Genomic DNA, 25,158 nt, shown 5'->3' on the forward strand with positions numbered 1-25,158 from the left:
CTCAATTGCCGTAGAACATCTTGGCCGAACCGGCCTGATAGCCGGTGCCCGGCGTGAGAAACCGGCGGCGCTGCTCGCGGCCCTGATCGGCGGCGGCGGCGTGTTCGGCGTCGGTGAGTGCCTGCGCGCGGCCATTGGCGGCGAGGACGGCGGTGAGGTCGGCGAGTTGCTGGGCCTGAAGGGCGAGAAGTTGGTTGCCTGCCTGCGTCGCCTGAAGCGCGCCGGTCGCCGCCTGGCTCTCCCCCACCAGCGCCGACATCTGACTGCGGTTGGTGTCGAGATTGCCGACGACGGTGGCCTGCACGCGCATGGCGTCCTGCAAGCCGGCGATCGAGTTCTGCCACCGGGTTTTGGCATTGGCGATCAGCGTGGCGCTGCTCGTCGAGGTCGAGGCCGTGCCGTAGGTCGTGTTGAACGCCTGATCGATCTTCTGGACGTCATAGGCGATGTTCTGCGCCTGGGCGAGGAGCGCCTGCGTCCTGGCGATCGACTGCTGGAGCTGTTGAAGCGAGGAGTACGGCAGGTTCGCGAGATTGCGGGCCTGGTTGATCAGCATCTGCGCTTCGTTCTGGAGCGAGGTGATCTGGTTGGTGATCTGCTCCAGCGCACGCGCCGCCTGGAGGACATTCTGCACATAGTTGGTCGGGTCGAAGACGATGATGGCGTGCGCCGGTGCGACGATCAGGGGCGATGTCGCAAGGGGAACGGACAGGATGGATGCGGCAAACAAGCCGCCGAACGAACGGCGACGGCAACGACGAAGCGTCATGGCAAGGTCTCCACTGTGGTGAGGTTGGGAATGAGGTCGGTGGCCCAGGCGAGACCGCGATGGCGCAACCACGGACCCAGAAAGCCGGCCCGGCCGTGCTCGGCGACGACCGCCGCAATGGCGGTCTGATCGGTCTTCGACGAGGCGGCGCAGAGCGCCAGCGCCACGTCGCTGAGGCCCAGCTCGAACAGCCGGTTGCCACGCCGCGACTGGCAGTAGTAGTCGCGTTTCGGGACGGCACGGGCGAGGATCTCGATCTGGCGATCGTTGAGACCGAAACGGCGATAGATGGCGGTGATCTGCGGCTCGATCGCCCGTTCGTTGGGGAGCAACAACCGGGTCGGGCAGCTCTCGATGATGGCCGGCGCGATTGCGCTGCCATCGATGTCGCTGAGCGACTGGGTGGCGAAGATGACGGAGGCGTTCTTCTTCCTGAGCGTCTTCAGCCATTCGCGAAGCTGGCCGGCAAACCCCTCGTCGTCGAGCGCCAGCCAGCCTTCGTCGATGATGATGAGGGTCGGCGATCCGTCGAGCCGATCCTCGATGCGGTGGAACAGATAGGCGAGAACGGCGGGAGCCGCTTCGGTGCCGATCAGCCCCTCGGTCTCGAACGCCTGGACCGATGCGGAGCCGAGATGTTCTGCTTCCGCGTCAAGGAGTCGACCGTGCGCGCCGCCGACGCAGTAAGGCCGCAGCGCCTGCTTGAGGTCGTTGGACTGCAAGAGGACGCAGAGGCCGGTGATGGTGCGTTCGACCAAGGGTGCGGACGCCAACGAGGTGAGCGCTGTCCAGATGTATTCCTTGACCTCCGGGGTGATGGCAACGCCTTCGCGGGTCAGAATCGCGACAATCCAGTCGGCCGACCAGGCGCGCTCGGGCACGTCATGGATACGGGCGAGCGGCTGGAGACTAACGCTATCTTCCGCTCCATCCGACAGACCGCCGCCGAGATCGTGCCAGTCGCCGCCCATGGCGAGCGCCGCGGCGCGGATCGAGCCGCCAAAATCGAAGGCAAAGACCTGGGCGCAGGCATAACGTCGGAACTGAAGCGCCATCAGCGCCAGCAGAACCGACTTGCCGGCACCGGTTGGGCCGACGACGAGCGTATGGCCGACATCGCCGACGTGCAGGGAAAACCGGAACGGTGTCGAGCCCTCGGTCTTGCCATAGAGCAGTGGCGGCGCTGCAAAATGGGTGTCGCGCACCTCGCCGGCCCAGACCGCCGACAACGGGATCATATGGGCGAGATTGAGCGTGGAAATCGGCGGTTGGCGGACATTGGCGTAGACATGGCCGGGCAGCGAGCCGAGCCAGGCGTCTACCGCGTTGATCGTCTCTGGCATCGCGGTGAAATCGCGACCCTGGATGACCTTCTCGACGAGACGCAGCTTTTCTGCTGCGATGCGTGGGTCATCGTCCCACACCGTCACCGTCGCGGTGACATAGGCCATGCCGGCATAGTCGGCGCCGAGTTCCTGCAAGGCCAGATCGGCATCGGCCGCCTTGTTGGCGGCATCGGTATCGACCAGAACCGAGGCCTCGTTGGTCATCACCTCTTTGAGGATGGCGGCGATCGATTTGCGCTTGGCGAACCATTGCCGACGGATCTTCGTCAGCAGCTTCGTTGCATCTGTCTTGTCAAGCAGGATGGCGCGGGTGGACCACCGATAGGGAAAGGCCAGCCGGTTCAGCTCGTCCAGGATCCCCGGCGTCGTCATGGTCGGAAACCCGGTAATGGTCAGCACACGCAGATGCTGATCACCGAGACGGGGTTCGAGGCCACCGGTCAGCGGCTGATCGGCGACGAGCGCGTCGAGATACATCGGCGTCTCGGGCACACGGACGCGGTGGCGTTTGGTCGAGGCGCAGGCATGGAGATAGGTCAGCGTCTCCCCGTCATCGAGCCAGAGACATTCGGGCATGAAACCGTCGAGCAGCGCCAGGATACGGTCGGTGCGATCGACGAAGCCGCGCAGAGCCTCGTGGACATCGACGCCGGATCGATCGCGCCCCTCATAGAGCCAGCCTTCGGCGCGCGCGGCATCCTCTGCGGGTGGCAGAAAGGCGAAGGTCATGAAGTAGCTGGATTCGTAGTGTGCACCCGCTTCCTCGAAATCCGCTTTGCGTTCGGCATCGACCAGCGCCGAGGCGGCATCGGGAAACAGGCTTTCGGGATAACGCTGCGCCGACAGACGCATGGCTTCGACGAAGATCGCCCAACCCGATCCCAGGCGGCGCAACGCATTGTTGAGGCGACCTGCGACGGCGACCAGCTCGGCCGGCACTGCCGAATCGAGATCGGGACCACGAAACCGCGCGGTGCGCTGGAAGCTGCCATCCTTGTTGAGGACGACGCCGGAGCCGACCAGCGCGGCCCAGGGCAGGAAATCGGCGAGACGCGTGTTGCGGTTGCGATACTCGGTGAGGTTCATCATGAGATCGGCCCCCTCAGACGCCAAGAAAAGCCGGGATGCGCAGATGTCGGCGCACCACATCGACGAACATCGGATCGCGTTTGGCCGCCCACACCGCAGCAAGATGACCGACCGCCCAGATCGCGAGACCGACCAGCCAAAGGCGCAAGCCCAGGCCGAGCGCCGCCGCGAGTGTGCCGTTGAGGATGGCGAGGCCACGCGGTGCGCCGCCGAGCAGGATGTGCTCGGTCAGCGCCCGGTGAACCGGCACCGACATTCCCGGCACCTCGCGGGACGGATCAACCCGGCCAGACATCAGACCAGCGCTCCGCCGCTGAACGAGAAGAACGACAGGAAGAACGAGCTGGCCGCGAAGGCGATGGAGAGGCCGAAGACAATCTGGATCAGCCGGCGAAAGCCGCCGGAGGAGTCACCGAAGGCCAGCGCCAGGCCCGTCGAAATGATGACGATCACCGCGATGATCTTGGCGACGGGGCCTTCGATCGATTCCAGAATCGATTGCAGCGGAGTCTCCCAGGGCATGGACGAGCCGGAGGCACGAGCGGCGGGCACCATGATCACGCTGATGACGGCGATGGATGCCGCCAGGGTCAGATGGCGGCGGACCTGATGAAGGGAACGGATCATGGGTGATCTCCTGTGGGGATGGGATTGAGACGGGTGGGTAAATCGGCGACGCCATTCGCGGCCGGCATGACGCGGTAGTCGCCATCCGGGCCAAGGCCCTCGACGCGGGCGAGTTCGACGAGGCGACGCTGCAATCCGCGCCCGGCGAGCACGGCGACGAGATCGATGGTCTCGGCGATCAGGGCGCGCGGTACGGTGACGACGGCTTCCTGGATGAGCTGCTCCAGACGGCGCAGGCTCCCGATGGCGCTGCCGGCATGGATGGTGCCGACGCCGCCGGGGTGTCCCGTGCCCCACGCCTTGAGGAGATCGAGCGCTTCCGGGCCGCGCACCTCGCCAACCGGGATGCGATCGGGGCGCAGGCGCAAGCTGGAGCGAACGAGATCGGACAACGAAGCGACGCCATCCTTTGTGCGCATGGCGACAAGATTGGGCGCGGCGCATTGCAGTTCGCGCGTATCCTCGATGATGACGACGCGGTCAGTGGTCTTTGCCACTTCGGCCAGCAGCGCGTTTGTCAGCGTCGTCTTGCCGGTCGAGGTGCCGCCGGCGACGAGAATGTTGGCGCGCGATGCCACGGCCAAACGCAGTGCCTCGGCCTGTCCCGCCGTCATGATGCCGGCTGCGACGTAATCGTCGAGCGTGAACACTGCGACGGCGGGTTTGCGGATGGCGAAGGCAGGTGCTGCGACCACCGGCGGCAGCAATCCCTCGAACCGCTCGCCAGTCTCCGGCAGTTCGGCGGAAACGCGAGGGCATCCGGAATGGACCTCGGCACCGACATGATGAGCGACCAAGCGCACGATGCGCTCGCCATCGGCGGGTGCCATTCGCTCACCTGTATCGGACAATCCTTCCGACAGCCGGTCGATCCAGATGCGACCATCCGGGTTCAGCATCACCTCGACGATCGCCGGGTCTTCCAGAAACCGGGCAATGGCGGGACCGAGCGCGGTCCGCAGCATCCGCGCGCCGCGCGCCGTGCTCTCCGAATTCTGGTACGATACCGCCATCTGATCCCCGATCTTGCCGGGGACGACACAGACGCTCCCTGGACGGGGATGATTAAAAGAGCCGTAAGTTGGGCCGATTCAACAAGTATCTATCTGCGTACGGCCATAGCGAAGAAAAGGCGGCAATCGGCGGAGTGTGTTGTATTCCGCGTGCTGTGCCGAGATTACGATGCAGCTTCCGATTCGACCGTCGATGATTTAATTCTGAAGCACTCGCAAGATATACTGGAGACTCTTTTTAAAAAGGGGGCGGACAGTGGCTATCGAACTGATCGTGCATCCGGGCGTTGACAGCGCCTTCCTGGCTTGGCGCGTGCCCTTCATCAACGATTGCCGGGGGTTCGCGCTGCGACGCAAGGTCAGACGCGCCGCAGGCAGCGCGCCCAGCCCGAATGCGACCGGCGTCGCAGATGCCGACGGGTTCGTCGAGGAAATCGTTGCAAGCTGGGTGGGCTTTGCAGACGGCCCGGACGTGCCGGAAGGCACGCGCAAGCCGACGACGGAATGGCCAATCCAAAAGTATCTCTGGTCGGACTTCGCAGTCAGTCCGGGTGATGAGGTCGCCTATCGCGTCGTGCCGATGCTCGGCCCCGAAGCGGCGATGCAGGAAGCCGTCGATCAAGGCTCGGACTGGAGCAAGCCTGTGGCGATCGGTGCTGAAACCGATGGGCGGGCGAGTTGCTTCTTCAATCGCGGCATCGTGGCCAGCCAGTGGCTGACACGACTGCTGCCTAACGAGAACCCATCGACGGCATTGAGAAAGGAGATCGCCGATCCTAAGAGCCGTATTCGCGGCTTTCTCGCCGGTCCGATCCGCGACAAGCTCATCGCGCTGCTGACAGACGCGGCCGCAGCCAAGGCACACGTCTATGCCGCTCTGTTCGAGCTGGACGATCCCGAACTGATCCCATTGCTCAAAGCGCTCAAGAAGCGCGCCCATATCGTGCTCGGCAATGGCGCGGTGAAAAAGAAGGGCGAGGACGAGAATGACGACGCACGCACCGCACTCAGCGGCTGCGACGTGCGCAACCGCATGACCGCGCCCCGCGCGCTCGCGCACAACAAGTTTCTGGTGATCTGCGACGCCGACAAGAAGCCGCAAGCCGTATGGACTGGCAGCACCAACTGGACCAAGACAGGTCTATGCACCCAGGCGAACAACGCGGTGTTGATCGAAAATTCCTCGCTGGCGCAGTTCTACCTCGATCAGTGGAAAGCGTTGGCGGACGCCGGCGACGCCACACCGGACACGCTATACGAAAGCAACGGTACACCACGAAAGAGCGCCAAGCCCAAAGGCACGACACTCTGGTTCACGCCCATGCGCGGCGGCGCCGATCTCGACCAGGCCGGTGCGCTGATCGCGGCGGCCCAGCACGGCATCCTGTTCCTGATGTTCAATCCTGGGCCGCGCGGCACGCTGCTCAACGACATCATCGAGCTGGCATCGCCGGGAAGCCCGAACTTCAAACCCGACCTCTACATCCAGGGCGTGGTCAACCAGAACCCCGGCACGGAGAAGAACCCGGTCGTGCTGTTCAATCGCGGCGATCGTATCGATGCAAACGCCGATGTGCTCCTGCCTGCGGCGATTCCCGGCCCGCTCAAATACTGGAAGAAAGAGATGGTTCGGCTTCCCCAGACCTTCGCCATGGTCCATAGCAAGGTCATCGTGATCGACCCCTATGGCGACAAACCGGTAGTGATGACCGGCTCGCACAACATGGGGCCGAAGGCGAGCGGCGTTAATGACGAAAATCTTCTTGTCATCGAAGGTAACGGTGGGTTGGCCAGCCAATATGCCGGCAAGATCATGGAAATCCATGCGCAGTATCGCTGGCGGCAATCCGTTCAGAAAGAGGACGGCAAGCCTCGTTGGACCGGCCTCGCCGATGACGACAAATGGCAGATCGTCGATGCCACGAAATCCTACGACAAGCGTCGCCTGCGCGAACTGGATTTCTGGTTCGGAGCGGACACGGCTGGCTGACCTATAGAGAAAATGCCTTCTGTCGCTCCCCTTGGATCGCAATCATTGTCATGGATTGTCGGCAGTTGGTTCCGCCCTCCCATCGCGCCGCACATCCACGTCCCGCGACAGTTCCTTCAGAAACCGATCGCCTGTCGCAAGCCTTCGCCCGAGCGATTGCAGGAATCCGTCGAACCGCTCCGCGCCCTTGGCGCGCGCCGACGCCTGGGCACTGTCGGGCAGCGGCGGGGTCACGGTCAGCCAGAAGCGGATGAACAGCGAGAGCGTTTCGCCGAGGATGGCAAGATCCTCGTCCATCCCATCGACCTTTCGGCCGAGCTTGTCCATGCGCCGCGCGAACACCGCCTCCAACCGCTCCGAGGCATCGGCCGACAGAAAGGACGCGACGGCCGCCTCGATCACAGCCGATTTGGAGACGTTGCGGCGCAGCGCTAGCGCCTCGACCTTCTTCAACAGCTCCGGCTCGAAATAGACATTCATGCGGGTCTTGGGACTCATGGCGGCTTCCTACAATTCGATGCCGTCGGCGGGGTCCATCGTCGCCTGACGCGCGACAGACGTGATCCGCTGGCGGATGGTGCGGGATTTGGCGGCGTCCACGTCCGGTTCGTCGTCGAGCACGTCGAACTCACCAGCTACCGGGCGCTCATCCGGCACGATCTCCTCATGCTCTGGCAATTCCGGCTCGCGGCGAATGCCGGCGTTGGCGGGATCGGTCGCGGCGGCTTCCGGAGGCAGCGATGCTGATGGAGCAACGAGCGTCGGTATCGTCAGCGCCGACCAGTCGTCGCCGGATGGCGTTTTCGGCGCCTTGGACTGAGCGGACAGGTCGGGCGGTGGCAGCAACCGCTCCTTGAAGCGGGCATCCTCGTAGTAGCGCGCCTTCTTCGCCCGGATCGGCGGCACGCCCGCGACCAACAGCAGTTCGTCGGTCGGAGGAAGCTGCATCACCTCGCCGGGGGTCAGCAGCGGTCGGGCCGTCTCCTGCCGCGACACCATGAGATGGCCGAGCCAGGGCGACAGCCGATGGCCGGCATAGTTGGTGGAATCACGCATCTCGGTCGCGGTGCCCAGCGAGTCCGACACGCGCTTGGCGGTGCGCTCGTCATTGGTGGCGAAGGCAACACGGACATGGCAATTGTCGAGCACAGAATTGTTGGCGCCATAGGCCTTCTCGATCTGGTTGAGGCTCTGTGCTATCAGGAAACTCTTGATACCGTAGCCCGCCATGAAGGCTAGGGCGGACTCGAAGAAGTCGAGCCGGCCCAGCGCCGGAAACTCGTCGAGCATCAACAGCAGGCGGTGGCGGTTGGCGGCGTTCAGCTCCTCGGTCAGCCGCCGTCCGACCTGATTGAGGATCAGGCGGATGAGCGGCTTGGTGCGGGCGATGTCTGACGGCGGCACGACGAGATAGAGGCTGACGGGCCGCTTGCCAGCGACGAGATCGGCGATGCGCCAGTCGCAGCGCGCCGTCACCTTCGCCACCACGGGATCGCGATAGAGGCCGAGAAACGACATAGCCGTGGACAGCACGCCCGATCGCTCGTTGTCGGATTTGTTGAGCAGCTCGCGCGCCGACGAGGCGATGACGGGATGGACGCCGGCCTCGCCCAGATGCGACGTGGACATCATGGCGCGCAGCGTCGCCTCCATGGGGCGTTTCGGATCGGAGAGGAAGTTGGCGACGCCGGCCAGCGTCTTGTCCGGCTCGGCATAGAGGACGTGTAGGATCACGCCGACCAGTAGCGAATGGCTGGTCTTTTCCCAATGATTGCGCTTGTCGAGCGCGCCCTCGGGATCGACCAGGATGTCGGCGATGTTCTGGACGTCGCGCACCTCCCAATCGCCGCGCCGGACCTCCAGCAGCGGATTGTAGGCGGAGGATTTCGCATCGGTCGGATCGAACAGCAGCACGCGACCGTGTCTGGCGCGGAAACCCGCTGTCAGCCCCCAGTTCTCGCCCTTGATGTCGTGGACAATGACGCTGCCGGGCCAGGTCAGCAGCGTCGGCACCACAAGCCCGACGCCCTTACCGGAGCGGGTCGGCGCGAAGCACAGCACATGCTCCGGGCCGTCGTGACGGAGATAGTCGCGATCGAGCCTGCCGAGCACCACGCCGTCCGGGTCAAGCAGTCCGGCCGCCTTCACCTCCTCGGACGAGGCCCAGCGTGCCGAGCCGTAGGTGGCGACGTTCTTCGCCTCGCGCGCCCGGATGATTGACAGGGTGATGGCGACGGCGATGGAGAGGAAACCGCCGGACACGGCGATGAGCGCCCCTTCGATGAAGATCGCAGGCGCATAGGCGTCGTAGGCGTACCACCACCAGAAGAAGATGGGCGGGTAGTAGACCGGCCAGCCACCAAGCTCGAACCACGGCACACCCAACTGCACTTGGAACCCGAGCCGCCACGCCGTCCATTCGGTCGCGCCCCAGATCGCAGTGAGCACGATCAACAGGACGATGGCAACTTGTCCCCAAAGGACACGACTTCCCGACATAGAGGCTCCGATCGGCAAAAGAGATGGAGCCGATCAGAGAATAGACGGTTTTGCGATAGGCAATAGAAAAGAACAGAGGGCGTGCCGCCGGATACCATGGCGTAGAAATCGGATGGGTCAGTGCCGCGTGTTGCGGGCTTCCTCAACTGCCTGTTCCAGAATGCGCCTGTAGCCGATCTTGGTCATCCACCGGGCGCGGGCGAGGTGGCTTTCCCAGCATGTGCGGGTTCGGGCGGTTTCCGCGACGGGATCGCGATGCAGCACGATCCGCGCCACCTCCGTCCAGTCGGCCCCATCGGTCTCGGCGTCGAGCAGGCGCAGATAGGTGACGAAATGCGCCTCGTCATAGCGGGTCACATCCGGCTCCATGGGAGCCAGATCGTCAACATCGGGATCGAGTTCGGGTTTGACGCGCATCTCACGGCCTCCTTCCGGTACCGCGGCTCGGAGTGATGATTACCTCATTTTTTGCTTCGCTTGTGAGACAGCGGCGTGTGGCTATTCAGTTTCGCCAAGCATTGCGCTGCCGCAGCAAGCCGAAGCGGTTGGATGAATATCACAACGCGCGACGAATCGGAATCATCGTTCCTGGAACGATAATTCCGATTCAGGCTCCGCTCTCGTCATGGATCTCAAGGAGGTCATGGCGATCAATCTGCGTCGGATACGTCATGACAAACAACTGACGCAGGAAGAGCTGGCGGATCGCGCGGACCTGAGCGCGCGCTATATCGGGGCGATCGAGCGCGCCGATGTGTCGGCCAGCGTCACCGTTCTCGGCCAGATCGCCGATGCCCTGGGGATCGAACCGGCCGAACTGGTTACGAAATCAGGCTGACCGGCCCGTCGCAGCCGCGAGGTCGAGCAGGTTCTTCAGCGCCGGGCTGCGGTTGTGCGGCGACCACACTGCGCTGAATTGAGCGCGTTCCGTCTCGTCGGTGATCTGCCGGAATATGATGCCGGGAAACGGCACATGTGCCGCTGCCTCGGTGGTGAGGGTCACCCCTTCGCCATCGGCGGCCATGTGCATCAGCGTGTCGCGACCGACATCGCAGCGCCGGATGTTGGGTGTCCGGTCCCGCTCGACGATCCGACGGGTGATATGGTTTAGCAATTGCGGACCAGCACCACTCTGCCGGACGAGGAAGGTTTCCGGCGCCAGATCGAGCCATCCAAAACTCTCGGCGGCCCCCAATGGATGATGGACTGGCACGGCAATGACAAAAGGCTCGCTCCAGACCAGGCAGGAATGGCAATCGGGGGCGTCTACCGCTCCCATGACGAAGGCGATGTCGAGCGAGCCTTCCCGGACCTGTCGGATCGTGTCGGCGGACCGCCCTTCGGTGATCATCAGTTCGACATTCGGGTGCTCGTTCCGAAACCGGCGGCGGAGGTCGGCGAGAAATCCCGCGGCGATCGAAGAATGCAGACCGATATGAAGACGCCCGACTGCGCCTGTCGAAAGCGCTCCGGCGGTGTTGATGGCATGATCGAGATGCTCGATGCCTGTCGCGACCTCCGCGATGAAGCAGCGTCCGGCCTCGGTCAACCGAACCCCGCGATGACGCCTCTCGAACAGCAGGATATTGAGATCCTGTTCCAATGTCTTGATCCGGGTGCTGACGCAGGATTGGCTTACGCCCAGCCGATTGGCGGCATGGCGGAAGTTCAAATGTTCAGCAACGGCCAACGCATATCGGAGGGACACCAACGGAATCCAACCGTTCAACGAGGTTGAGCCGAGTGGATCAGTGTCGCAGCGATGGCGTTTGCGCAAGCGCAAGGATCGCGTCAATGCCCTTGCTCCCACTAAAACGTGGTGCCGGGACGCAATGCGTCAGGACGTAGTCTAATAATCAGGAAAAACGAGATGTCGTGAATCTCCAGAAAATTTTGATGGGCGCTCATGATGACGACTGCTTTCCGAAATGAAGGAGGGCGCGCGGAATGACGCGGGGCAGAACCCGAAGGCCAGTGCGAGGCGGGCTTCGAACCGGGTGGCGGTCGCTTCACTCATGCCGAGAGCTCAGACGTCACCATCCGATTCGGGAATCTGCAAGCATCGCCGGCCGAAACGGTTTCACCTGATGCCCATTGCGTTGAGATGGGATCCGTAGCGCTGGTCGCTGCCCTGGATGTGATTGACCAGCCATTTCTTGAGGAAGGTCAGAACCTCCAGTGACAGAACACTGTAGACGCCGGACTTGTATTTGGCCTGCACATCGAGCACTTGGCGCGTCAGTTCGTCATGCTCCTGTTTGTGACCGGCCGTGGCGGGATAGCCGGTCTTGGCGAAGAGCTCTTCCTCGTGCTTGAAATGCGATGCCGTGTAGGCGATCAGCCCATCGAGCACCTGGCCGACAGCGGCGTTGCCGGCGCCGGACTGCATGCCGTCCCAGAGTTGATTGACCATTTCGATGAGCCTCTGATGCTCGGTGTCGAGTGCAGTGACGCCGACACTCAGGCCGTCGCTCCAGGTCATCAGGGATGATCCTGCTTTCTCCATTCCGACGCTCGACGCGCCTTTCGGCGCAACGATGCTGAGGGAAGCATCCTTGATCTTGCGGGCCGAACCGCCGATGAGCTGCGTCCAGCCGGCGATTTCCCTGACGCCGGAGGCGATCGCTTCGACGCCCTGGGCGGCAGTGTTCATGTTTGCCGACATGTCCTGCGTCACCGCCGCCTGCTGCTCGACGGCGGTGGCGATATCGGACGAGATCTCGTTGATCCGGGTAATGGTCGACGAGATCGAGGCGATTGCCTCCACCACCTCACGGGTGTTGCCCTGGACCCGACCGATCTCGGCGGCGATCTCGTCGGTGGCTCTGGCCGTCTGGGCGGCGAGTTGCTTGACCTCGGAGGCGACGACGGCGAAACCCTTGCCCGCCTCGCCGGCGCGCGCCGCTTCGATCGTAGCGTTCAACGCCAGAAGATTGGTCTGGGCGGCGATCGAATTGATGAGATCGACCACCTTGCCGATGGTCTGGGTTCCCACGAGCAGGGTGTTGGCCGTGGTGTTGGTGCGCCCGGCCTCGGCGACCGCGCCTTTGGCGATCTTGAGCGCCTGGGCCACCTGGCGGCTGATCTCGCCGACGGACTGGGCGAGCTCCTCCGAACCAGCGGCGACCGCTTGGACGTTGGACGAGGTCTGCGCCGAGGCCGCCGCCGCCGCTTCGGCCTGCTGCGTCGTCGTGGCGATCGCCTCGGCGATGGCGCCGAGATCGCCGTCGATACCCTTCTGGACCTCCGCCCGCCGCGCCCGTTCCTCGACCTGCTCGGTCATGTCGGTGGCGAACTTGACCACCTTGAAGGGACGCCCAGTGAGATCGAAGATCGGATTGTAGGAGGCCTGGATCCAGACCACCCGTCCGCCCTTGCCGATCCGCTTGTATTCGGCCGCCTGGAAGCGGCCTGCGCGCAGCGCTTCCCAGAAGGCGCGGTATTCGGCGCTGTCGCGATGGGCCGGCTCGACGAACACCGAATGATGGCGGCCCTTGATCTCGTCGAGCCGGTAGCCGAGTGCGTCGAGGAAGTTCTGGTTGGCGTCGATGACGGTGCCGTCGAGTTCGAAGGAGATCACCGCTTGCGCCTTGTCGATGGCGGCGATCCGGCCCTGGAATTCGGCGTTCCTGAGCTTCTCGGCGGTCGTGTCGGCGGCGAATTTGACCACCTTGAACGGCCGTCCCGAGCGGTCGAGCAGCGGATTGTAGGAGGCCTGGATCCAGACGTCCTTGCCACCCTTGCCGATGCGGTGGAATTCACCGGCCTGGAATCTGCTGCGGCGCAGATTGTCCCAGAAGACGCGATAGTCGGCGCCGTCGCGCTCCTTCGGGTCGACGAACATCGAGTGGTGGCGGCCGACGATCTCGCCGAGGTCGTAACCGAGCACGGCGAGGAAGTTCTCGTTGGCGGTGATCACCTTGCCGGCCATGTCGAACTCGATTACGGCCTGCGATCGGTCGAGCGCCTCGAGTTTGGCGATGCGTTCTCTGTTCGTGCTGAAGAGATGCATGACGGTTTCTTTCTATAGGTTCGATCTCGCCGTTTGCCGGAAATCGCCGGCTCAAGCGGCTATTGCTTCGAACATCCCGGCGAGAACGCGTTCGACGTCGAGGATGACCATCAGTCGTCCGTCGAGCCGATGGACCCCGCTGGAAACTGCGGTCCAACGCGGATCGAGATTGACCGGGTTCGGTTCGCGACCGCTTCCCAGTAGATCGAGCACTTCCCCGACTGTGTCGATGAGCAGGCCGTAGCTCTCGCCCTTGCTTTCGATGCCGACCGCCATCGCTGTGCCGCCGTCGTCGCGGGAGGGAAGATCCAACCTCCGACGCATGTCAATCGCCGTGACGATGCGACCGCGCAGGTTGAGCACACCGGCGATCTCCGGCCGCGACCGCGGCACCCGGGTGATCGACTGCGGCATGAACACATCGTGGACACGGGAGACCGGCAGGCCGAACACCTGACCGCCAATCATCACGGTGGCGTACTGGATGCTCTCGCTGTGGTTGTTGATCGCGTCGCTCATGCCGCAACTCCCATGTCGTAGTTCGTCATTTCCTTCAGCGCCGCGATCAGACCGGGCCGGTCGAACTTGGCGACGTAGTCGTCGAAGCCCGCCTGCCGACCACGTTCGATCGAGGCCGGCGTGCAGATCGACGACAGCGCCAGAACGGGAGTGTGGTGCAGCCGTGGGTCTCGCTTGATGCTTTCGGCAAACTCGTAGCCGTTCATCTCGGGCATCTCGATGTCGGAGACGATGACGTCGAAGCGGCGGCCGCTGCCGAGAAGCTGGAGACCTTCAGTGGCCGAAGCGCACACCGTCACGCGGTAGCCGGCGGCCTTGAGCACCGGACCCAGCATGTTGCGGAAGAACGGCGCGTCGTCGACGAACAGAAGCGAGCGGGGGACCTGATCGGTCGAGACCTCCTTGCGGCGGAACCAGTCCTCGAAGGCCTGCGGCAGGAAATGACCGACGTCGACGACCTCGGTCGCCCGTCCCTTGATCACCGCCGAGCCGAGGATCCCAGGACGCTCCGAGCCGATCTGGATGTCCAGGCGATCTTCGACGATGTCGAGGATCTCGTCGACCACCAGGCCCATCGAACGACCGCCGTCCGTAAACACCAGCATCGGCAGACCGCCCTCGGTTTTCCTCTGGGCAAATTCGTCGAAATAGACGAGCGGCATCAGCGTCCCCCGGTACTGGACGAGATCGCGGTCGTTGGAGCGCTCGACCTTGTCGACCGAGAACTCCTCGAGACGGGTGACCAGCGACAGCGGCACCGCCTTGGGATGTGCATCGCCGGCCCGGAACAGCAGAAGGGAGATCAGCTGCGCCTCGTCGCGCGAACGATCCTCCTCGTGCCCTACCTTGTCGGTCACCGGCGTCTCCTGGCTCGGCCCGATCGCCTGGGCGAGACCGTTCGGGTCGACGATCATGATCACCGAACCGTCGCCGAGAATGGTGTTGCCGGAGAACATGCCGATGTGGCGCAGCATGGTCGACATCGGCTTGACGACGATTTCTTCCGTGTGGAACACCGCGTCGACCACCACGCCGAAGGTCTGCGGACCGACCTGCATCACCACGATGAAGCCGTCTTCCTCCGACACCGGCACTTCGGCCTCGCCACCGATGGTGGTGATATCGAGGAGCTTGGCGAGATGAACCAGCGGCAACAGCTTGTTTCTGAGGCGCAGAACCGGCGTGTCGCGGATGCGCTCGATCCGATGCTCGGAGTTCTGTTGGGCACGGACCAGTTCCACCACCGACAACTGCGGGATGGCGAAGCGGTCTCCGGCCGTCTCGACGATCAGGGTCGAGACGATCGCCAGCGTCAACGGGATCTTGATGGCGAAGGTCGTGCCCTGACCGGCGACGCTCTTCAGATCGACCGTGCCGCCGATGGCGTCGATGTTGGTCTTGACTACGTCCAGACCGACACCGCGGCCCGAGACGTTGGTGACCTTCTGCGCCGTCGAGAAGCCGGGCGCGAAGACGTATTTGAAGATCTGCGCATCCGACATTTTCTCGAGTTCGAACTCGGCCGCCAAGCCGGTGTCGACGATCTTCTGCTTGATCCGCTCGAGGTCGAGGCCGCGACCATCGTCGGCGATCTCGATGATGATGTGGCCGCCCTCGTGATAGGCGGAGAGCCTGATCGTGCCCTTCTCCGACTTGCCGGCTGCTTTGCGCACCTCTGGCATCTCGAGCCCATGGTCGGCGGAGTTCCTCACCATGTGGGTGAGCGGATCCTTGATCAGCTCCAGCACCTGCCGGTCGAGTTCAGTGTCCTGACCGACCATCTCCAGGTCGATGTGCTTACCGAGCTCGTTGGCGAGGTCGCGCACGATGCGTGGCAGCTTCTGCCAGGCGTTGCCGATCGGCTGCATCCGCGTCTTCATGACGCCTTCCTGCAGCTCGGCGGTGACGTTCGACAGGCGCTGCAGCGGCACCTTGAATTCGCTGTCCTCGTGACGGCGGACGATCTCCAGGAGCTGATTGCGGGTCAGCACCAGCTCCGAAACCATGGTCATCAGGTGTTCGAGCGTGTCGACCGAGACGCGGATCGACTGCGACGACACGCTGCCCTTGCCCTCGCCGTCCTTTTCCGCGTCCCTGGCCTCGGTCTTGGTGCGCGCGCGTGTCGTCGGACGGATCGCCGCCACCGGTGCCGGCTCGGGTTCCAGTGTCGCAGCCGCCGTGTTCGCCGCAGTCTGCGTCTCGGAGGTCGCCTCTCGAAAGGCGCGCTCCAACTCATCGAGCGAGACCTCGCCCAGTCGCAACTGGCGTTCGAGAACTTGGGGCACCAGCGTGCCTTCGGTACACCTCGGTCCTTCGGAGACGACCAGCGGCTGACCCTCTTGCGACATGCGTTCGAGTTCGCCGACCAGATCGTGATCTTCACCGGCCGGCTCTTGCTCGTTCGCCTCGAGATCGGCGATGATCTGCTTGATCCGGTCGATCGACTGAAGGACCAGCGTCACGGCGGCCTCAGTCACTGGCACGCCGTCGCGGAACCGGCCCATCAGGGTTTCCGCCGCGTGGGCAATCGCCTCAAGACGGGGCAGCCCGAGAAAACCGCAGGTACCCTTGATTGTGTGGACCAGACGGAAGATGTTGCCGAGGATCTTCTCGTTGTTGGGGTCTTGCTCGAACTTCACCAACTCGACGTCGACGACATCGAGGCTCTCGCTGGTTTCCGTCAGGAATTCACGAAGCAGATCGTCCATGGCTCTTGCCTTGATCCGGTTGTCGACGCGGGCGTCGCGAGGGAGGAGAGGGACCCTGCGGTGGTCGCTTCCGCCGCAGGGCCGAGGCATTCTTCGGCTCGTCGTCTTGAGCCGCCGCCGCTCGCTGTTACCCGGCCCGCAGCCCGCGCACGAATTCCGCGACTTCGCGCTGGAGTTCGCCGGACTGGGTCTGGAGGTTGCCGGAGAGGCTCATGAGGTGAGTGGAGGCAGCCCCCGTCATCTCCGCCGCTTGACCGACGCCGGTGATGTTGCCGGTCACGTCCTGGTTCCCACGAGCCGCCCTCTGGGTATTGGCGGCGATCTCGTTGGTGGCAGCCCCCTGCTCTTCGACCGCGCCCGCGATCGAGGAGGTCACCTCGCGGATCGTCTTGATCGTGGCAACGATGCGCCCGATCGAGCCGACGGTTTCGTCCGTCGCCGCCTGGATCTCCCCGATCTTGGCGGCGATCTCATCGGTCGCCTTGGCCGTTTGGGCCGCGAGTTGCTTGACTTCGGAGGCGACGACCGCGAAGCCGCGGCCGGCTTCGCCGGCGCGCGCCGCCTCGATCGTGGCGTTGAGCGCGAGCAGATTGGTCTGGCTCGCGATGTCCTTGATCAGGCCGACGACGTCGCCGATCGTCGCCGAGGCTTCGTTGAGCGCGCGAACGTTGCCCTCCGAGCGCGTGGCCTCTTCAGCGGCCTCCCCGGCGATGGTCGCCGACTTGGCCACCTGGCGGTTGATTTCGCGAATGGAGGCGGAGAGTTCTTCGGCACCGGCCGCGACCGTCTGGACGTTGTTGGTGGCTTCCTCCGCCCCACTGGCAACGGCCTGCGCCTGGCGCGAGGTCTCCTCGGCCGTCGCCGACATGTTGCGGGCAGCTTCAGCCACCTCGTTCGACGATTTGGCGAAGTGATCGGCCAGCACCCCCATCTTGGCCTGGAACTGATCGGCGATGGCATTGCGCTCCGTCAGAATGCGGGCGGCATTCTCCCGCTCGATATTCGCCTGGCGTTCGCGCATCGCCTCGTTTTCCTGGAGGCGGTCACGGAACACCAGGACGGTCTTGGCCATAGCGCCGATCTCGTCGCCGCGATCGGCCCCCTCCACCTCGGTCGCCAGCCGCCCTTCGGCGAGGTCGTGCATCACGTCGGACAGTTTGCGAATTGGAACGGTGATGCCGGACGTCACGACGAAGGCGAGAAAGAGCGTGACGAGCGCAAGGCCACCGGCCACCGTCGCAGAGAGTACCAGTCCGGCCTGGGCGTCGCTGCGCACCCGAGCCGCAGTCGTCAAGAGATTGTCGTGGAAGACCCCTTCCACCTTGCCGAACAAAGCGAGGCGGTCGGCATTGACGCGCAGCCAACCGGCGGCATCGAGGTTGGTGATCCCGGCGTTGGGTCCGGCGTCTCGAACGACATTCAGATAGCGGGCGGTCTCGTCGATCGGGGTACCGGCGTAGGTCGCATGCAGAACGTCGAGCTCGCTCCGATTGGCATTGAGCTCGAGCGTCGACATGAAGGCTTCCTGCTTGGCGACGAAGGCCATGACCTTGGCATAGAGCGCGGTGTCGAAACGCCCGGCGCTCAATCCGACCGCCGCATTGGCACGGGCGGCACTCGAGGCCTCCTCGGCCTGCAGCGTATAGGCATAGACGTTCATCAAACGCGCCACCTCGGCATGAGAGATAGTTTTCGCGGCATAGAGGCTGACGTCGAGAAGGCGGACGATGGAGGCGGTGTAGTAGTTGTTCATGTCGTCAGCCGAGATCGTCCGCCGGCTGACGCCGTTGCGGACGGCATCGGCGCCGGCGGATTTGCGCAACCCGTCTTGCAACACCGTATCCAGTTCGTTCGACACCGCCTTCAGATCGAAGGTCTTCAGCACGGCCTCTACCTTCGCCCGCGCCTCGTCGGAGGTGCGACGCAGCCGATCGAGATCGGTCTGACCGTCTCCTCCCTTGGATGAAACGAAAGACGCCGAAGCGCCGGCCTCCTTCTGCAGAGCGTGCACATAGTCGACGACGTCGGAGGTGAGTGAGGTCATATCCGCCACTTCGGTCATCTCGCTGGCGAGGTCCCACCTGGTATCGACCACTTGCCACGACATCCCCAGGAGACCCAGGGTGGGAATGGCCGCCAGCGCGGTCATCCTGACCTTGACCGATAGCCCAGACCCGAGATTGGTTATCCACGACATAGTTACTCTCCTAGTGTTCGAAGGCTGATGGTGAATTCACGCAAGAGTCGGTCAGCAGCATCCGGATAGCGGCACAAGGCCCGATCCGAATGGGTATTAAGCGATGAGATATTTGATATAAATTTGTTTAATTATAGTAAAATCATAGTTAAAAATATGTAAACTAACAATAATTTTCGTATATTTTCGCAATATGTAAATTACAATAAAATTGTATACATATAATCACATATTTATATTTCATTAATATCACATATAAGCTGGCGTTAAGATGGGTATTAAAAATACATCCGTCTGCCATCTCGCATAGACTTAATTCCGAACCTTGCTGTCGTCGACAGAGGCACTTCTGCGTGACCCGAGCCCCGATGGCATCCTTCACTGCCGAAACGATGACGCCCGAACTTCGGGTGATGGCCTTGTCCCGCAGGAAATCGAGTCTTGTTGCGTGCGCAGGATGTCGCAGCAGGTTTCCCAGACAGCATTACGGGCAGTGATCCCCGTCTCTGTCGTGATCGGCGACTTCATCATGTCCCCGATCTCATTGAGTAGTCGTTCTGCAATAGGTATCAGCACATCGTTGTCGCCATTCTTGATCAATAGATCGAGTTCAACGATGAACGCTTTCACATAAGACTTGAGTTCATGATCCATTTTGGTCATGAGCCGCACGGCCTTTGCATGTGTGAGGGGATAGATTGAAACGGTCATTTGTCGATCACTCCAATTCCGTTGAGTGACGTGGACTGCCGCAGTCGGCTTTCTCGGGAGATGGCGAGCCGGAACAGGGCGCCGACGAGTGTCCCATCGACCTTTCCGGCGAGCGCCATTGCTTCGAGGATTGTCAGGGCCTCAAGTGGGGGAAGTGGCGGACGGTAGGCGCGCCTTTCGATGAGGGCGCCGAAGATGTCGCACACCGTCAAGATCCGGGTGAGCGGGCGGATCGTCGCGCCGACGAGGCTGTCGGGATAGCCACTGCCATCGAGATGCTCATGGTGGTGGAGCACAGCGTCGTAGACGTCCTCGTCGAGATTGAGGTCCGTCGCCCGCAGCGCCGCCCAGCCATCGTAGCTGTGTCGGCGCATGATGGTGAACTCGGCTTCCGTCAACTTACCCGGCTTGTCGAGGATGGCTTCCGGGGTCCAGCATTTCCCCGTGTCATGGAGCAGTGCGCTGAGCGCCAATCGGTCGATCTCGGTGGCACCGAGAGAAAGCCTCTGTCCGAGGAGGACGGAGATACCCATGACCTGGAGAATGTGCAGGTAGGTGCCGGTGTGATGGCGGCGGACGAGATCAAGCCACGTGCCGAGACCTGCCTCCCGAACTACTGGTGAGACCAGAGTGGCGGCTCTGCGCAGCACCGCCGCGTCGATCGAGGCCCCCGCAACGCAGGCCGAGAAGACCTGATCGAGGGCATCGGCAGCCCCCGCGATGGCCGTCACGACATCCGTCGCTGCCGTCGTATCCACCCCACTCTCCACCGACTGCGGGTGATCCAACAGGCGCCGGATCGTTTCCACGGTGATCGGTCTGGGGACAACGGCGGTCGCTCCCAGGGCATTCGCTTGGACCCGGGTCAAATGATCTTCGGGAGTGACAACGAGGAGACGGGGCGCGCCTCCTGGTTCGCTCATCGCCGCCCTGAGCCGGGCCACCTTGGACTCGTTCGGGGCAACGATGTCGATCAGCCAGGGGGCATCGATAAAAGCACGGAGCCGAGCCGACGCACTTAGATCGACCGTCAGGACGGTGCCGATCGACGACAGGGCTGGAACGTAGACAGGAGGGCGGCCGTCGGGGCGATCGTGGACGACGACGAGTAGGTGGCCCATGGCGTTGTCTCCCATCCGGTTCAGATCATGCCGCAGCGAAGTCCTTGACGAAGGTCTCCACGACCTTGCGCAGATCGACGGCCTGGCTCGACAGCCCGGTGGAGAGCGTCATGAGCTGGGTCGAGGCCGCGCCGGTCATCTCGGCTGCCTGACCGACGCCAGAGATGTTCTGCGTCACCTGCTGCGTCCCCGTTGCCGCCTGCTGGCAGTTGCGGGCGATCTCGGCGGTGGCCGCACCTTGCTGTTCGACCGCACCGGCGATCGTCGAGGCGATCTCCTTCATATTGGCGATGATGCGGACGATCTCGGTCATCGACTTCACCGTGCCGTCGGTCGCCGCTTGGATCTCGCCAACCTTGGACCCGATCTCACCAGTCGCCTTGGCAGTCTGGTTGGCGAGTTGTTTGACCTCTGCGGCGACAACGGCGAAGCCCTTACCAGCCTCGCCGGCGCGCGCCGCCTCGATGGTGGCGTTCAACGCAAGGAGATTGGTCTGGTCAGCGATGCCCTTGATCAGGTTGATCACGTCGCCGATCGTCGCGGCGGCGATCGCGAGCGCAGCGATGCGACCGCTGGAGGCCTCGGCTTCAGTGAAGGCTGTGTCCGCGACCTTGGCCGAATGGCCGACCTGCCCGTTGATCTCGCGCACGGAGGCCGCCATCTCCTCGGACGAAGCGGCGACGGTCTGGACGTTGGTGGCAGCTTCTTCTGCCGCTGCGGCGACGGCCTGGGCCTGACGCGAGGTCTCCTCCGCCGTGGCCGAGAGGTTCTTGGCGCTGTCGGCGACTTCGCCGGAGGATTGGGCAAACCCGGCAGCGAGGTCCTGCATGCGGGAAACGAAGTCACCCGCGAGCATCTCGCGACGGGCAAGGACTTCACGCTCCTTGGTCTCCTTCGCAGCCGCGTCCAGGCGAAGCCGTGCCGCCTCGGTGAGACCGACCCGCAGGACTTCGGATGCGCCGGCGATCTCGCCGATCTCGTCGCGACGTTCGGCCCCGGCAATCTTGTCGACCGTTTCTCCGGCGGCGATCCTGCGCAGAACCGAAGCGAGCGACACGATCGGCGAGGCGATCGTCTGGCCGAGGAAGATCATGGCGATCACCGCCATGCCCGACACGCCCACCGCGACGGCAATCTGCCAGAAGAAGTCGGTGCTTTCCTTTTCTTGCAGCGTCTTGGTCAACACAGCGGCTTCCGCCATCACCACATTGCGCGGCAAGCCGATGGCGACGGCCCAATGTCTTCCGGTATGGCCGACTTCGATCGGCGAGAAAACACGAAGGCGATCGGTCGCCTGGACGTAGATGATCTCTTCCTTGCCGGCGCTCACGCGCTTCATGGTGGCCTGCGGATCGTTGTCGAGCTTGGAGATTGACCCACCGACCGACGACGGATCGAGGCTGGAGGCGACGATCAGACCATCGTCGGTGATGATGGTCACCCCGCCCTTGCCGTCGTAGATGTGGGAGTTGACGTCCTCGGCCAGCTTCTGGATGAAGGCTAGGTCGAAGTCGGCGCCGACGACGCCGGCGAATTTTCCCTCGATGGTGATCGGCACCGAGATAGTGGCGAGATGAACCGAACGGCCCTGGACGATGTAGGGCAGCGGCGCCAGCATGCTCTCGCGACCGGTCTCCTGCGGGTTGATGAACCATCCCCCCTTCATCAGGCCGTTCGCATCGAGAGCGCGGCTGTCGTATTCGACCAACGGCTGAAGCGCGATGCGCCCGGTTGTGTCGCGGGTCCAATAGGGCAATGCCCGACCGGTGTCGTCCGATCCCGCCGCCTTGTTGCCCTTGAAGTCCCGGTCGCGGCCGTCGAGGGCGTTGGGCAACCAAGCGCTGTAGGTGCCGTTGAAGCGGGGATTGTCGCGCAGCACCCGCTCGAGCAGGCCGTCGAGTTGCGCGCGCCGCACGTCGATCGGCGCTCCGTTCTTGTCCGGCGCCGCAGCGATCGTCTCGAGCGCCCTAGCCATGTTGCGCGCCGCATCGAAGGCGACATTGATCTCGGTCTGGATGCCGCCGGCTTCTTTGCCAGCGAGGCGCATGATCGATTCGCGGCTGGAGCGATCGAGCAAGTTGCCGACGGAGGTCTCGACGAAGTCCGCTTTCCGCGTGGATGCCCACACATTGTAGCCGACGATGGCCACCGTCGTGACGACGAGGCAGAGGGCGGCGAGGCCGGCGATACGCACGCGGATCGAATGGACGTTCATGTCTGCAACTCCGTTCTTGGTTCTCTTTCGAGATGTCGGGTCGCGTAGGTGCACATCAAATGGCACCTCCATTCGTCCCTAGGGTCAGGAACGAATGGAGGTCCCCGCATCACGCGGCGGCGAAGTCCTTGACGAAGGTCTCGACGACCTTGCGCAGATCGGCGGCCTGGCTCGACAAGCCCGTCGACAGCGTCATGAGCTGGGTCGAGGCCGCTCCGGTCATCTCGGCCGCCTGACCGACACCGGAGATGTTCTCGGTCACCTGATGAGTACCCGCCGCCGCCTGCTGGCAGTTGCGGGCGATCTCGGCGGTCGCCGCCCCTTGCTGTTCGACCGCACCGGCGATTGCCGAGGCGACCTCCTTCATTTCGCCGATGACGCGGACGATCTCCGTCATCGACTTCACCGTTCCATCGGTCGCCTGCTGGATCTCGCCGACCTTGGCGCCGATCTCGCCGGTCGCTTTGGCGGTCTGATCGGCCAGTTGCTTGACCTCGGCTGCGACGACGGCGAAGCCCTTGCCGGCCTCACCGGCGCGTGCCGCTTCGATGGTGGCGTTCAGAGCCAAGAGGTTGGTCTGGTCGGCGATACCCTTGATCAGGTTGATCACGTCGCCGATCGTCGAGGCCGCCGTGGCGAGAGCCGCAATGCGACCGTTGGAGGCTTCCGCTTCGTTGAAGGCGGTGTCGGCGACCCGAGCCGAATGACCGACCTGTCCGTTGATCTCGCGCACCGAAGTCGCCATCTCCTCGGACGAGGCTGCGACGGTCTGGACGTTGGTGGCGGCTTCTTCGGCCGCCGCAGCGACGGCCTGGGCCTGACGCGAGGTCTCCTCCGCCGTGGCGGAGAGACCCTTGGCGCTGTCGGCGACCTCACCGGAGGATTGGGCGAAGCCCGCGGCAAGAGCCTGCATGCGGGCGACGAAATCTCCCGCGAGCTTCTCGCGACGGGCGAGTTGCTGACGTTCTGCCCCCTCGCGAGCCGCCTGTTCCTGACGCGCCGTCTCGGCCACCTGAAGCTGACCACGCAGCACCTCGAGCGATTTGGCGATATGACCGACCTCGTCACGCCGTTCGGCACCGGGAACCTCGACGTTGAGTTCGCCCCTCCCGAGGGAGGCCATGACACCCATCGCGGCCTGGATCGGACGGACGATGCCGGTGTTGGTCAGAAACACCGCAAGACCGATGACGGTGACGAGCGCTGCGGAAATCCCGCCCAGCGTGACCCAGAAGCTGGTCGCCGTGGAGGCGCTGGCCGCAGCATTGGTCTTCTTGATCTGATCCATCAGAACGGTGTTGAACGCGGTCAATTTATCCCGGGCTGCATCGAGAGCCGGACTGCAGTCCCTGTCCATGAGGTCGCCGGCCTTCTTGACGCCTTCCATCGTCAGGTCGCCATTGGCGATCCGGATCGTTTCGGCACAGGAACTCTGTTGCGCTCTCTTCACATCGTTCGATATGTCACGGATCCGGTCGGCCAACTGAGGTTGGAGACGCACGGCTTCGCCCACGTTCTCCTCGAACCCCTTGAAGGCCTCCGCCTGATGCTGGACCGCTTTGCGGTTGCCCTCGTCGGTCGTCGCGACGATGGTTTCGTAGATGGCATCGTCATAGGCGACGACGAAACGGTTGGCGCGCGCCAGTTGAATCAGCGCCATCGCATCATGCTCGATCACGTTCGAATAGGCTTCGTCGACCTTCACGGTGGTCGATGTGGAGTAATAGGCGCCGCCGAGACTGACGACCCCGAGCAACAGCAGCAGGCTGACCACTTTCCAGGCCAACGGTAGATTCGAATAGGACATGCGATGACCTCCTTCGGGATGAGCAGAGCATTGATGCCGTCTAGACGGAAATGAACGTCGAGCGCCATGATCGCGCGTTTCGCCTTCTAGGATCAGCAATAAACAGTGCTAAAGCAGAGCAAGTCAGTGTTAATGAACGGTTAATTGCCGTGTATTTCAAATAAACTTTCAATTTCTTTCGTTTTTTGTAACTATAATTCGCAAAACGTGTATATTAGTTTACTTACTGATTATTTCTGATCTATGCTTCGCCCTCACTTCCGCTGAGATTAGACAAAAGCGATTCGACTAGGAGGGGAGCTGGATCACCACTTCGATGGGCGGGCGTTGAGCAACCGTACGGTCGGCAGCGGGGGAGATCGTGAGACGCCCGACATCGACTTACGCGACGAGAAAGGTGCGCTTCCCATAGCAATAGAAACATTTTCCGAGGAATTCGGGGTGGGATCGCAGATCACGATGGTCTTTGTGGCGGCAGTTGCTATGCTGTACCGGTAGATCATCAACCTAACAGCAGAGAGAACGAGAACCGAAG

19 protein-coding genes and 1 pseudogene are annotated in these 25,158 nt (G+C 63.1%); 2 read left to right on the forward strand and 18 right to left on the reverse strand.

The annotated features are described in order from the left end of the window. Window position 1: 1 nt before the first annotated feature. From trbJ to trbB, 5 genes are read right to left on the reverse strand one after another with little or no spacing between them, the layout of a single operon-like run. Window positions 2–769: a P-type conjugative transfer protein TrbJ gene (gene trbJ / locus J3R73_RS16190; RefSeq protein WP_213336134.1), complete on the reverse strand. Its 768-nt coding sequence runs from the start codon at window positions 767–769 to the stop codon at window positions 2–4. Further along, window positions 766–3,204: a conjugal transfer protein TrbE gene (gene trbE, locus J3R73_RS16195; RefSeq protein ID WP_307428835.1), complete on the reverse strand. Its 2,439-nt coding sequence runs from the start codon at window positions 3,202–3,204 to the stop codon at window positions 766–768. Before trbE ends, trbJ begins: the two co-directional genes overlap by 4 nt. A gap of 13 nt (window positions 3,205–3,217) precedes the next feature. Further along, on the reverse strand, window positions 3,218–3,499 hold the full coding sequence (locus tag J3R73_RS16200) for a VirB3 family type IV secretion system protein (RefSeq protein ID WP_213336130.1): 282 nt from the start codon (window positions 3,497–3,499) through the stop codon (window positions 3,218–3,220). Beyond that, a complete protein-coding gene (locus J3R73_RS16205; protein ID WP_213336127.1) occupies window positions 3,499–3,831 on the reverse strand; it encodes a TrbC/VirB2 family type IV secretion system protein in 333 nt (110 codons plus the stop codon). The genes J3R73_RS16200 and J3R73_RS16205 overlap by 1 nt, the downstream gene beginning before the upstream one ends. Further along, window positions 3,828–4,844 (reverse strand): P-type conjugative transfer ATPase TrbB, encoded by a 1,017-nt coding sequence (gene trbB, locus J3R73_RS16210; RefSeq protein ID WP_246519682.1) that lies wholly within the window; start codon window positions 4,842–4,844, stop codon window positions 3,828–3,830. The genes J3R73_RS16205 and trbB overlap by 4 nt, the downstream gene beginning before the upstream one ends. Before the next feature lie 256 nt (window positions 4,845–5,100). Between trbB and J3R73_RS16215 the strand changes: the two genes are divergently transcribed. Beyond that, window positions 5,101–6,834 (forward strand): phospholipase D-like domain-containing protein, encoded by a 1,734-nt coding sequence (locus tag J3R73_RS16215; protein WP_213336125.1) that lies wholly within the window; start codon window positions 5,101–5,103, stop codon window positions 6,832–6,834. Window positions 6,835–6,882: 48 nt separating this feature from the next. Here the strand turns inward: J3R73_RS16215 and J3R73_RS16220 are convergent, their stop codons facing one another. The 3 genes from J3R73_RS16220 to J3R73_RS16230 form a co-directional block, all read right to left on the reverse strand. Further along, window positions 6,883–7,332 (reverse strand): ribbon-helix-helix domain-containing protein, encoded by a 450-nt coding sequence (locus J3R73_RS16220; RefSeq protein ID WP_307428848.1) that lies wholly within the window; start codon window positions 7,330–7,332, stop codon window positions 6,883–6,885. A gap of 9 nt (window positions 7,333–7,341) precedes the next feature. Next, a complete protein-coding gene (locus J3R73_RS16225; protein WP_307437408.1) occupies window positions 7,342–9,333 on the reverse strand; it encodes a conjugal transfer protein TraG in 1,992 nt (663 codons plus the stop codon). A 117-nt stretch (window positions 9,334–9,450) separates the two neighbouring features. Continuing rightward, entirely contained in the window at window positions 9,451–9,750 is a 300-nt protein-coding gene (locus J3R73_RS16230) for a DNA -binding domain-containing protein (RefSeq protein WP_213335612.1), read from the reverse strand. Window positions 9,751–9,958: 208 nt separating this feature from the next. On the opposite strand from J3R73_RS16230, the gene J3R73_RS16235 reads away from it, so the two are divergent. After that, window positions 9,959–10,171, forward strand: a complete 213-nt coding sequence (locus tag J3R73_RS16235; RefSeq protein WP_213335609.1) for a helix-turn-helix domain-containing protein — start codon at window positions 9,959–9,961, stop codon at window positions 10,169–10,171. On the opposite strand, the gene J3R73_RS16240 is transcribed toward J3R73_RS16235, so the two are convergent. The 10 genes and pseudogenes from J3R73_RS16240 to J3R73_RS16280 form a co-directional block, all read right to left on the reverse strand. Then, window positions 10,163–11,041 (reverse strand): LysR family transcriptional regulator, encoded by an 879-nt coding sequence (locus J3R73_RS16240; protein WP_307428852.1) that lies wholly within the window; start codon window positions 11,039–11,041, stop codon window positions 10,163–10,165. The genes J3R73_RS16235 and J3R73_RS16240 overlap by 9 nt on opposite strands. Window positions 11,042–11,413: 372 nt before the next feature. Then, the gene (locus J3R73_RS31545; protein WP_370880060.1) at window positions 11,414–11,839 is read right to left on the reverse strand and encodes a bacteriohemerythrin; all 426 of its coding nucleotides are present in this window, start codon (window positions 11,837–11,839) and stop codon (window positions 11,414–11,416) included. A 30-nt stretch (window positions 11,840–11,869) separates the two neighbouring features. After that, window positions 11,870–13,345, reverse strand: a pseudogene (locus J3R73_RS16245) (methyl-accepting chemotaxis protein); the annotation flags it as partial. 51 nt (window positions 13,346–13,396) lie between these two features. Beyond that, entirely contained in the window at window positions 13,397–13,864 is a 468-nt protein-coding gene (locus tag J3R73_RS16250; protein ID WP_307428858.1) for a chemotaxis protein CheW, read from the reverse strand. Beyond that, a complete protein-coding gene (locus J3R73_RS16255) occupies window positions 13,861–16,572 on the reverse strand; it encodes a hybrid sensor histidine kinase/response regulator (RefSeq protein WP_307437412.1) in 2,712 nt (903 codons plus the stop codon). Before J3R73_RS16255 ends, J3R73_RS16250 begins: the two co-directional genes overlap by 4 nt. Before the next feature lie 127 nt (window positions 16,573–16,699). Further along, window positions 16,700–18,721: a methyl-accepting chemotaxis protein gene (locus J3R73_RS16260; protein ID WP_307428863.1), complete on the reverse strand. Its 2,022-nt coding sequence runs from the start codon at window positions 18,719–18,721 to the stop codon at window positions 16,700–16,702. Window positions 18,722–19,147: 426 nt separating this feature from the next. Next, window positions 19,148–19,480: a hypothetical protein gene (locus J3R73_RS16265; RefSeq protein WP_307428866.1), complete on the reverse strand. Its 333-nt coding sequence runs from the start codon at window positions 19,478–19,480 to the stop codon at window positions 19,148–19,150. After that, window positions 19,477–20,601, reverse strand: a complete 1,125-nt coding sequence (locus J3R73_RS16270) for an HD-GYP domain-containing protein (protein ID WP_307428869.1) — start codon at window positions 20,599–20,601, stop codon at window positions 19,477–19,479. The genes J3R73_RS16265 and J3R73_RS16270 overlap by 4 nt, the downstream gene beginning before the upstream one ends. Before the next feature lie 25 nt (window positions 20,602–20,626). Continuing rightward, a complete protein-coding gene (locus tag J3R73_RS16275) occupies window positions 20,627–22,888 on the reverse strand; it encodes a methyl-accepting chemotaxis protein (RefSeq protein ID WP_307428873.1) in 2,262 nt (753 codons plus the stop codon). Between the two features lie 37 nt (window positions 22,889–22,925). Continuing rightward, window positions 22,926–24,623, reverse strand: a complete 1,698-nt coding sequence (locus J3R73_RS16280) for a methyl-accepting chemotaxis protein (RefSeq protein WP_307428876.1) — start codon at window positions 24,621–24,623, stop codon at window positions 22,926–22,928. Window positions 24,624–25,158: the final 535 nt, after the last annotated feature.

The sequence above is a fragment of the Labrys monachus genome (assembly GCF_030814655.1).
GTDB classification, from domain to species: Bacteria; Pseudomonadota; Alphaproteobacteria; order Rhizobiales; family Labraceae; genus Labrys; species Labrys monacha.

Excerpts from the sequence above, each read along its gene's own strand:
- J3R73_RS16220 (WP_307428848.1), bottom strand. The coding sequence starts at position 7,332 with ATGAGTCCCAAGACCCGCATGAATGTCTATTTCGAGCCGGAGCTGTTG.
- J3R73_RS16270 (WP_307428869.1), bottom strand. The coding sequence starts at position 20,601 with ATGGGCCACCTACTCGTCGTCGTCCACGATCGCCCCGACGGCCGCCCT.
- J3R73_RS16255 (WP_307437412.1), bottom strand. The coding sequence starts at position 16,572 with ATGGACGATCTGCTTCGTGAATTCCTGACGGAAACCAGCGAGAGCCTC.
- J3R73_RS16200 (WP_213336130.1), bottom strand. The coding sequence starts at position 3,499 with ATGTCTGGCCGGGTTGATCCGTCCCGCGAGGTGCCGGGAATGTCGGTG.
- J3R73_RS16275 (WP_307428873.1), bottom strand. The coding sequence starts at position 22,888 with ATGGAGGTGCCATTTGATGTGCACCTACGCGACCCGACATCTCGAAAG.
- J3R73_RS16230 (WP_213335612.1), bottom strand. The coding sequence starts at position 9,750 with ATGCGCGTCAAACCCGAACTCGATCCCGATGTTGACGATCTGGCTCCC.
- J3R73_RS16280 (WP_307428876.1), bottom strand. The coding sequence starts at position 24,623 with ATGTCCTATTCGAATCTACCGTTGGCCTGGAAAGTGGTCAGCCTGCTG.
- J3R73_RS31545 (WP_370880060.1), bottom strand. The coding sequence starts at position 11,839 with ATGGAGAAAGCAGGATCATCCCTGATGACCTGGAGCGACGGCCTGAGT.
- J3R73_RS16225 (WP_307437408.1), bottom strand. The coding sequence starts at position 9,333 with ATGTCGGGAAGTCGTGTCCTTTGGGGACAAGTTGCCATCGTCCTGTTG.
- trbJ (WP_213336134.1), bottom strand. The coding sequence starts at position 769 with ATGACGCTTCGTCGTTGCCGTCGCCGTTCGTTCGGCGGCTTGTTTGCC.
- trbB (WP_246519682.1), bottom strand. The coding sequence starts at position 4,844 with ATGGCGGTATCGTACCAGAATTCGGAGAGCACGGCGCGCGGCGCGCGG.
- J3R73_RS16260 (WP_307428863.1), bottom strand. The coding sequence starts at position 18,721 with ATGACCGCGCTGGCGGCCATTCCCACCCTGGGTCTCCTGGGGATGTCG.
- J3R73_RS16205 (WP_213336127.1), bottom strand. The coding sequence starts at position 3,831 with ATGATCCGTTCCCTTCATCAGGTCCGCCGCCATCTGACCCTGGCGGCA.
- J3R73_RS16235 (WP_213335609.1), top strand. The coding sequence starts at position 9,959 with ATGGATCTCAAGGAGGTCATGGCGATCAATCTGCGTCGGATACGTCAT.
- trbE (WP_307428835.1), bottom strand. The coding sequence starts at position 3,204 with ATGATGAACCTCACCGAGTATCGCAACCGCAACACGCGTCTCGCCGAT.
- J3R73_RS16250 (WP_307428858.1), bottom strand. The coding sequence starts at position 13,864 with ATGAGCGACGCGATCAACAACCACAGCGAGAGCATCCAGTACGCCACC.
- J3R73_RS16265 (WP_307428866.1), bottom strand. The coding sequence starts at position 19,480 with ATGACCGTTTCAATCTATCCCCTCACACATGCAAAGGCCGTGCGGCTC.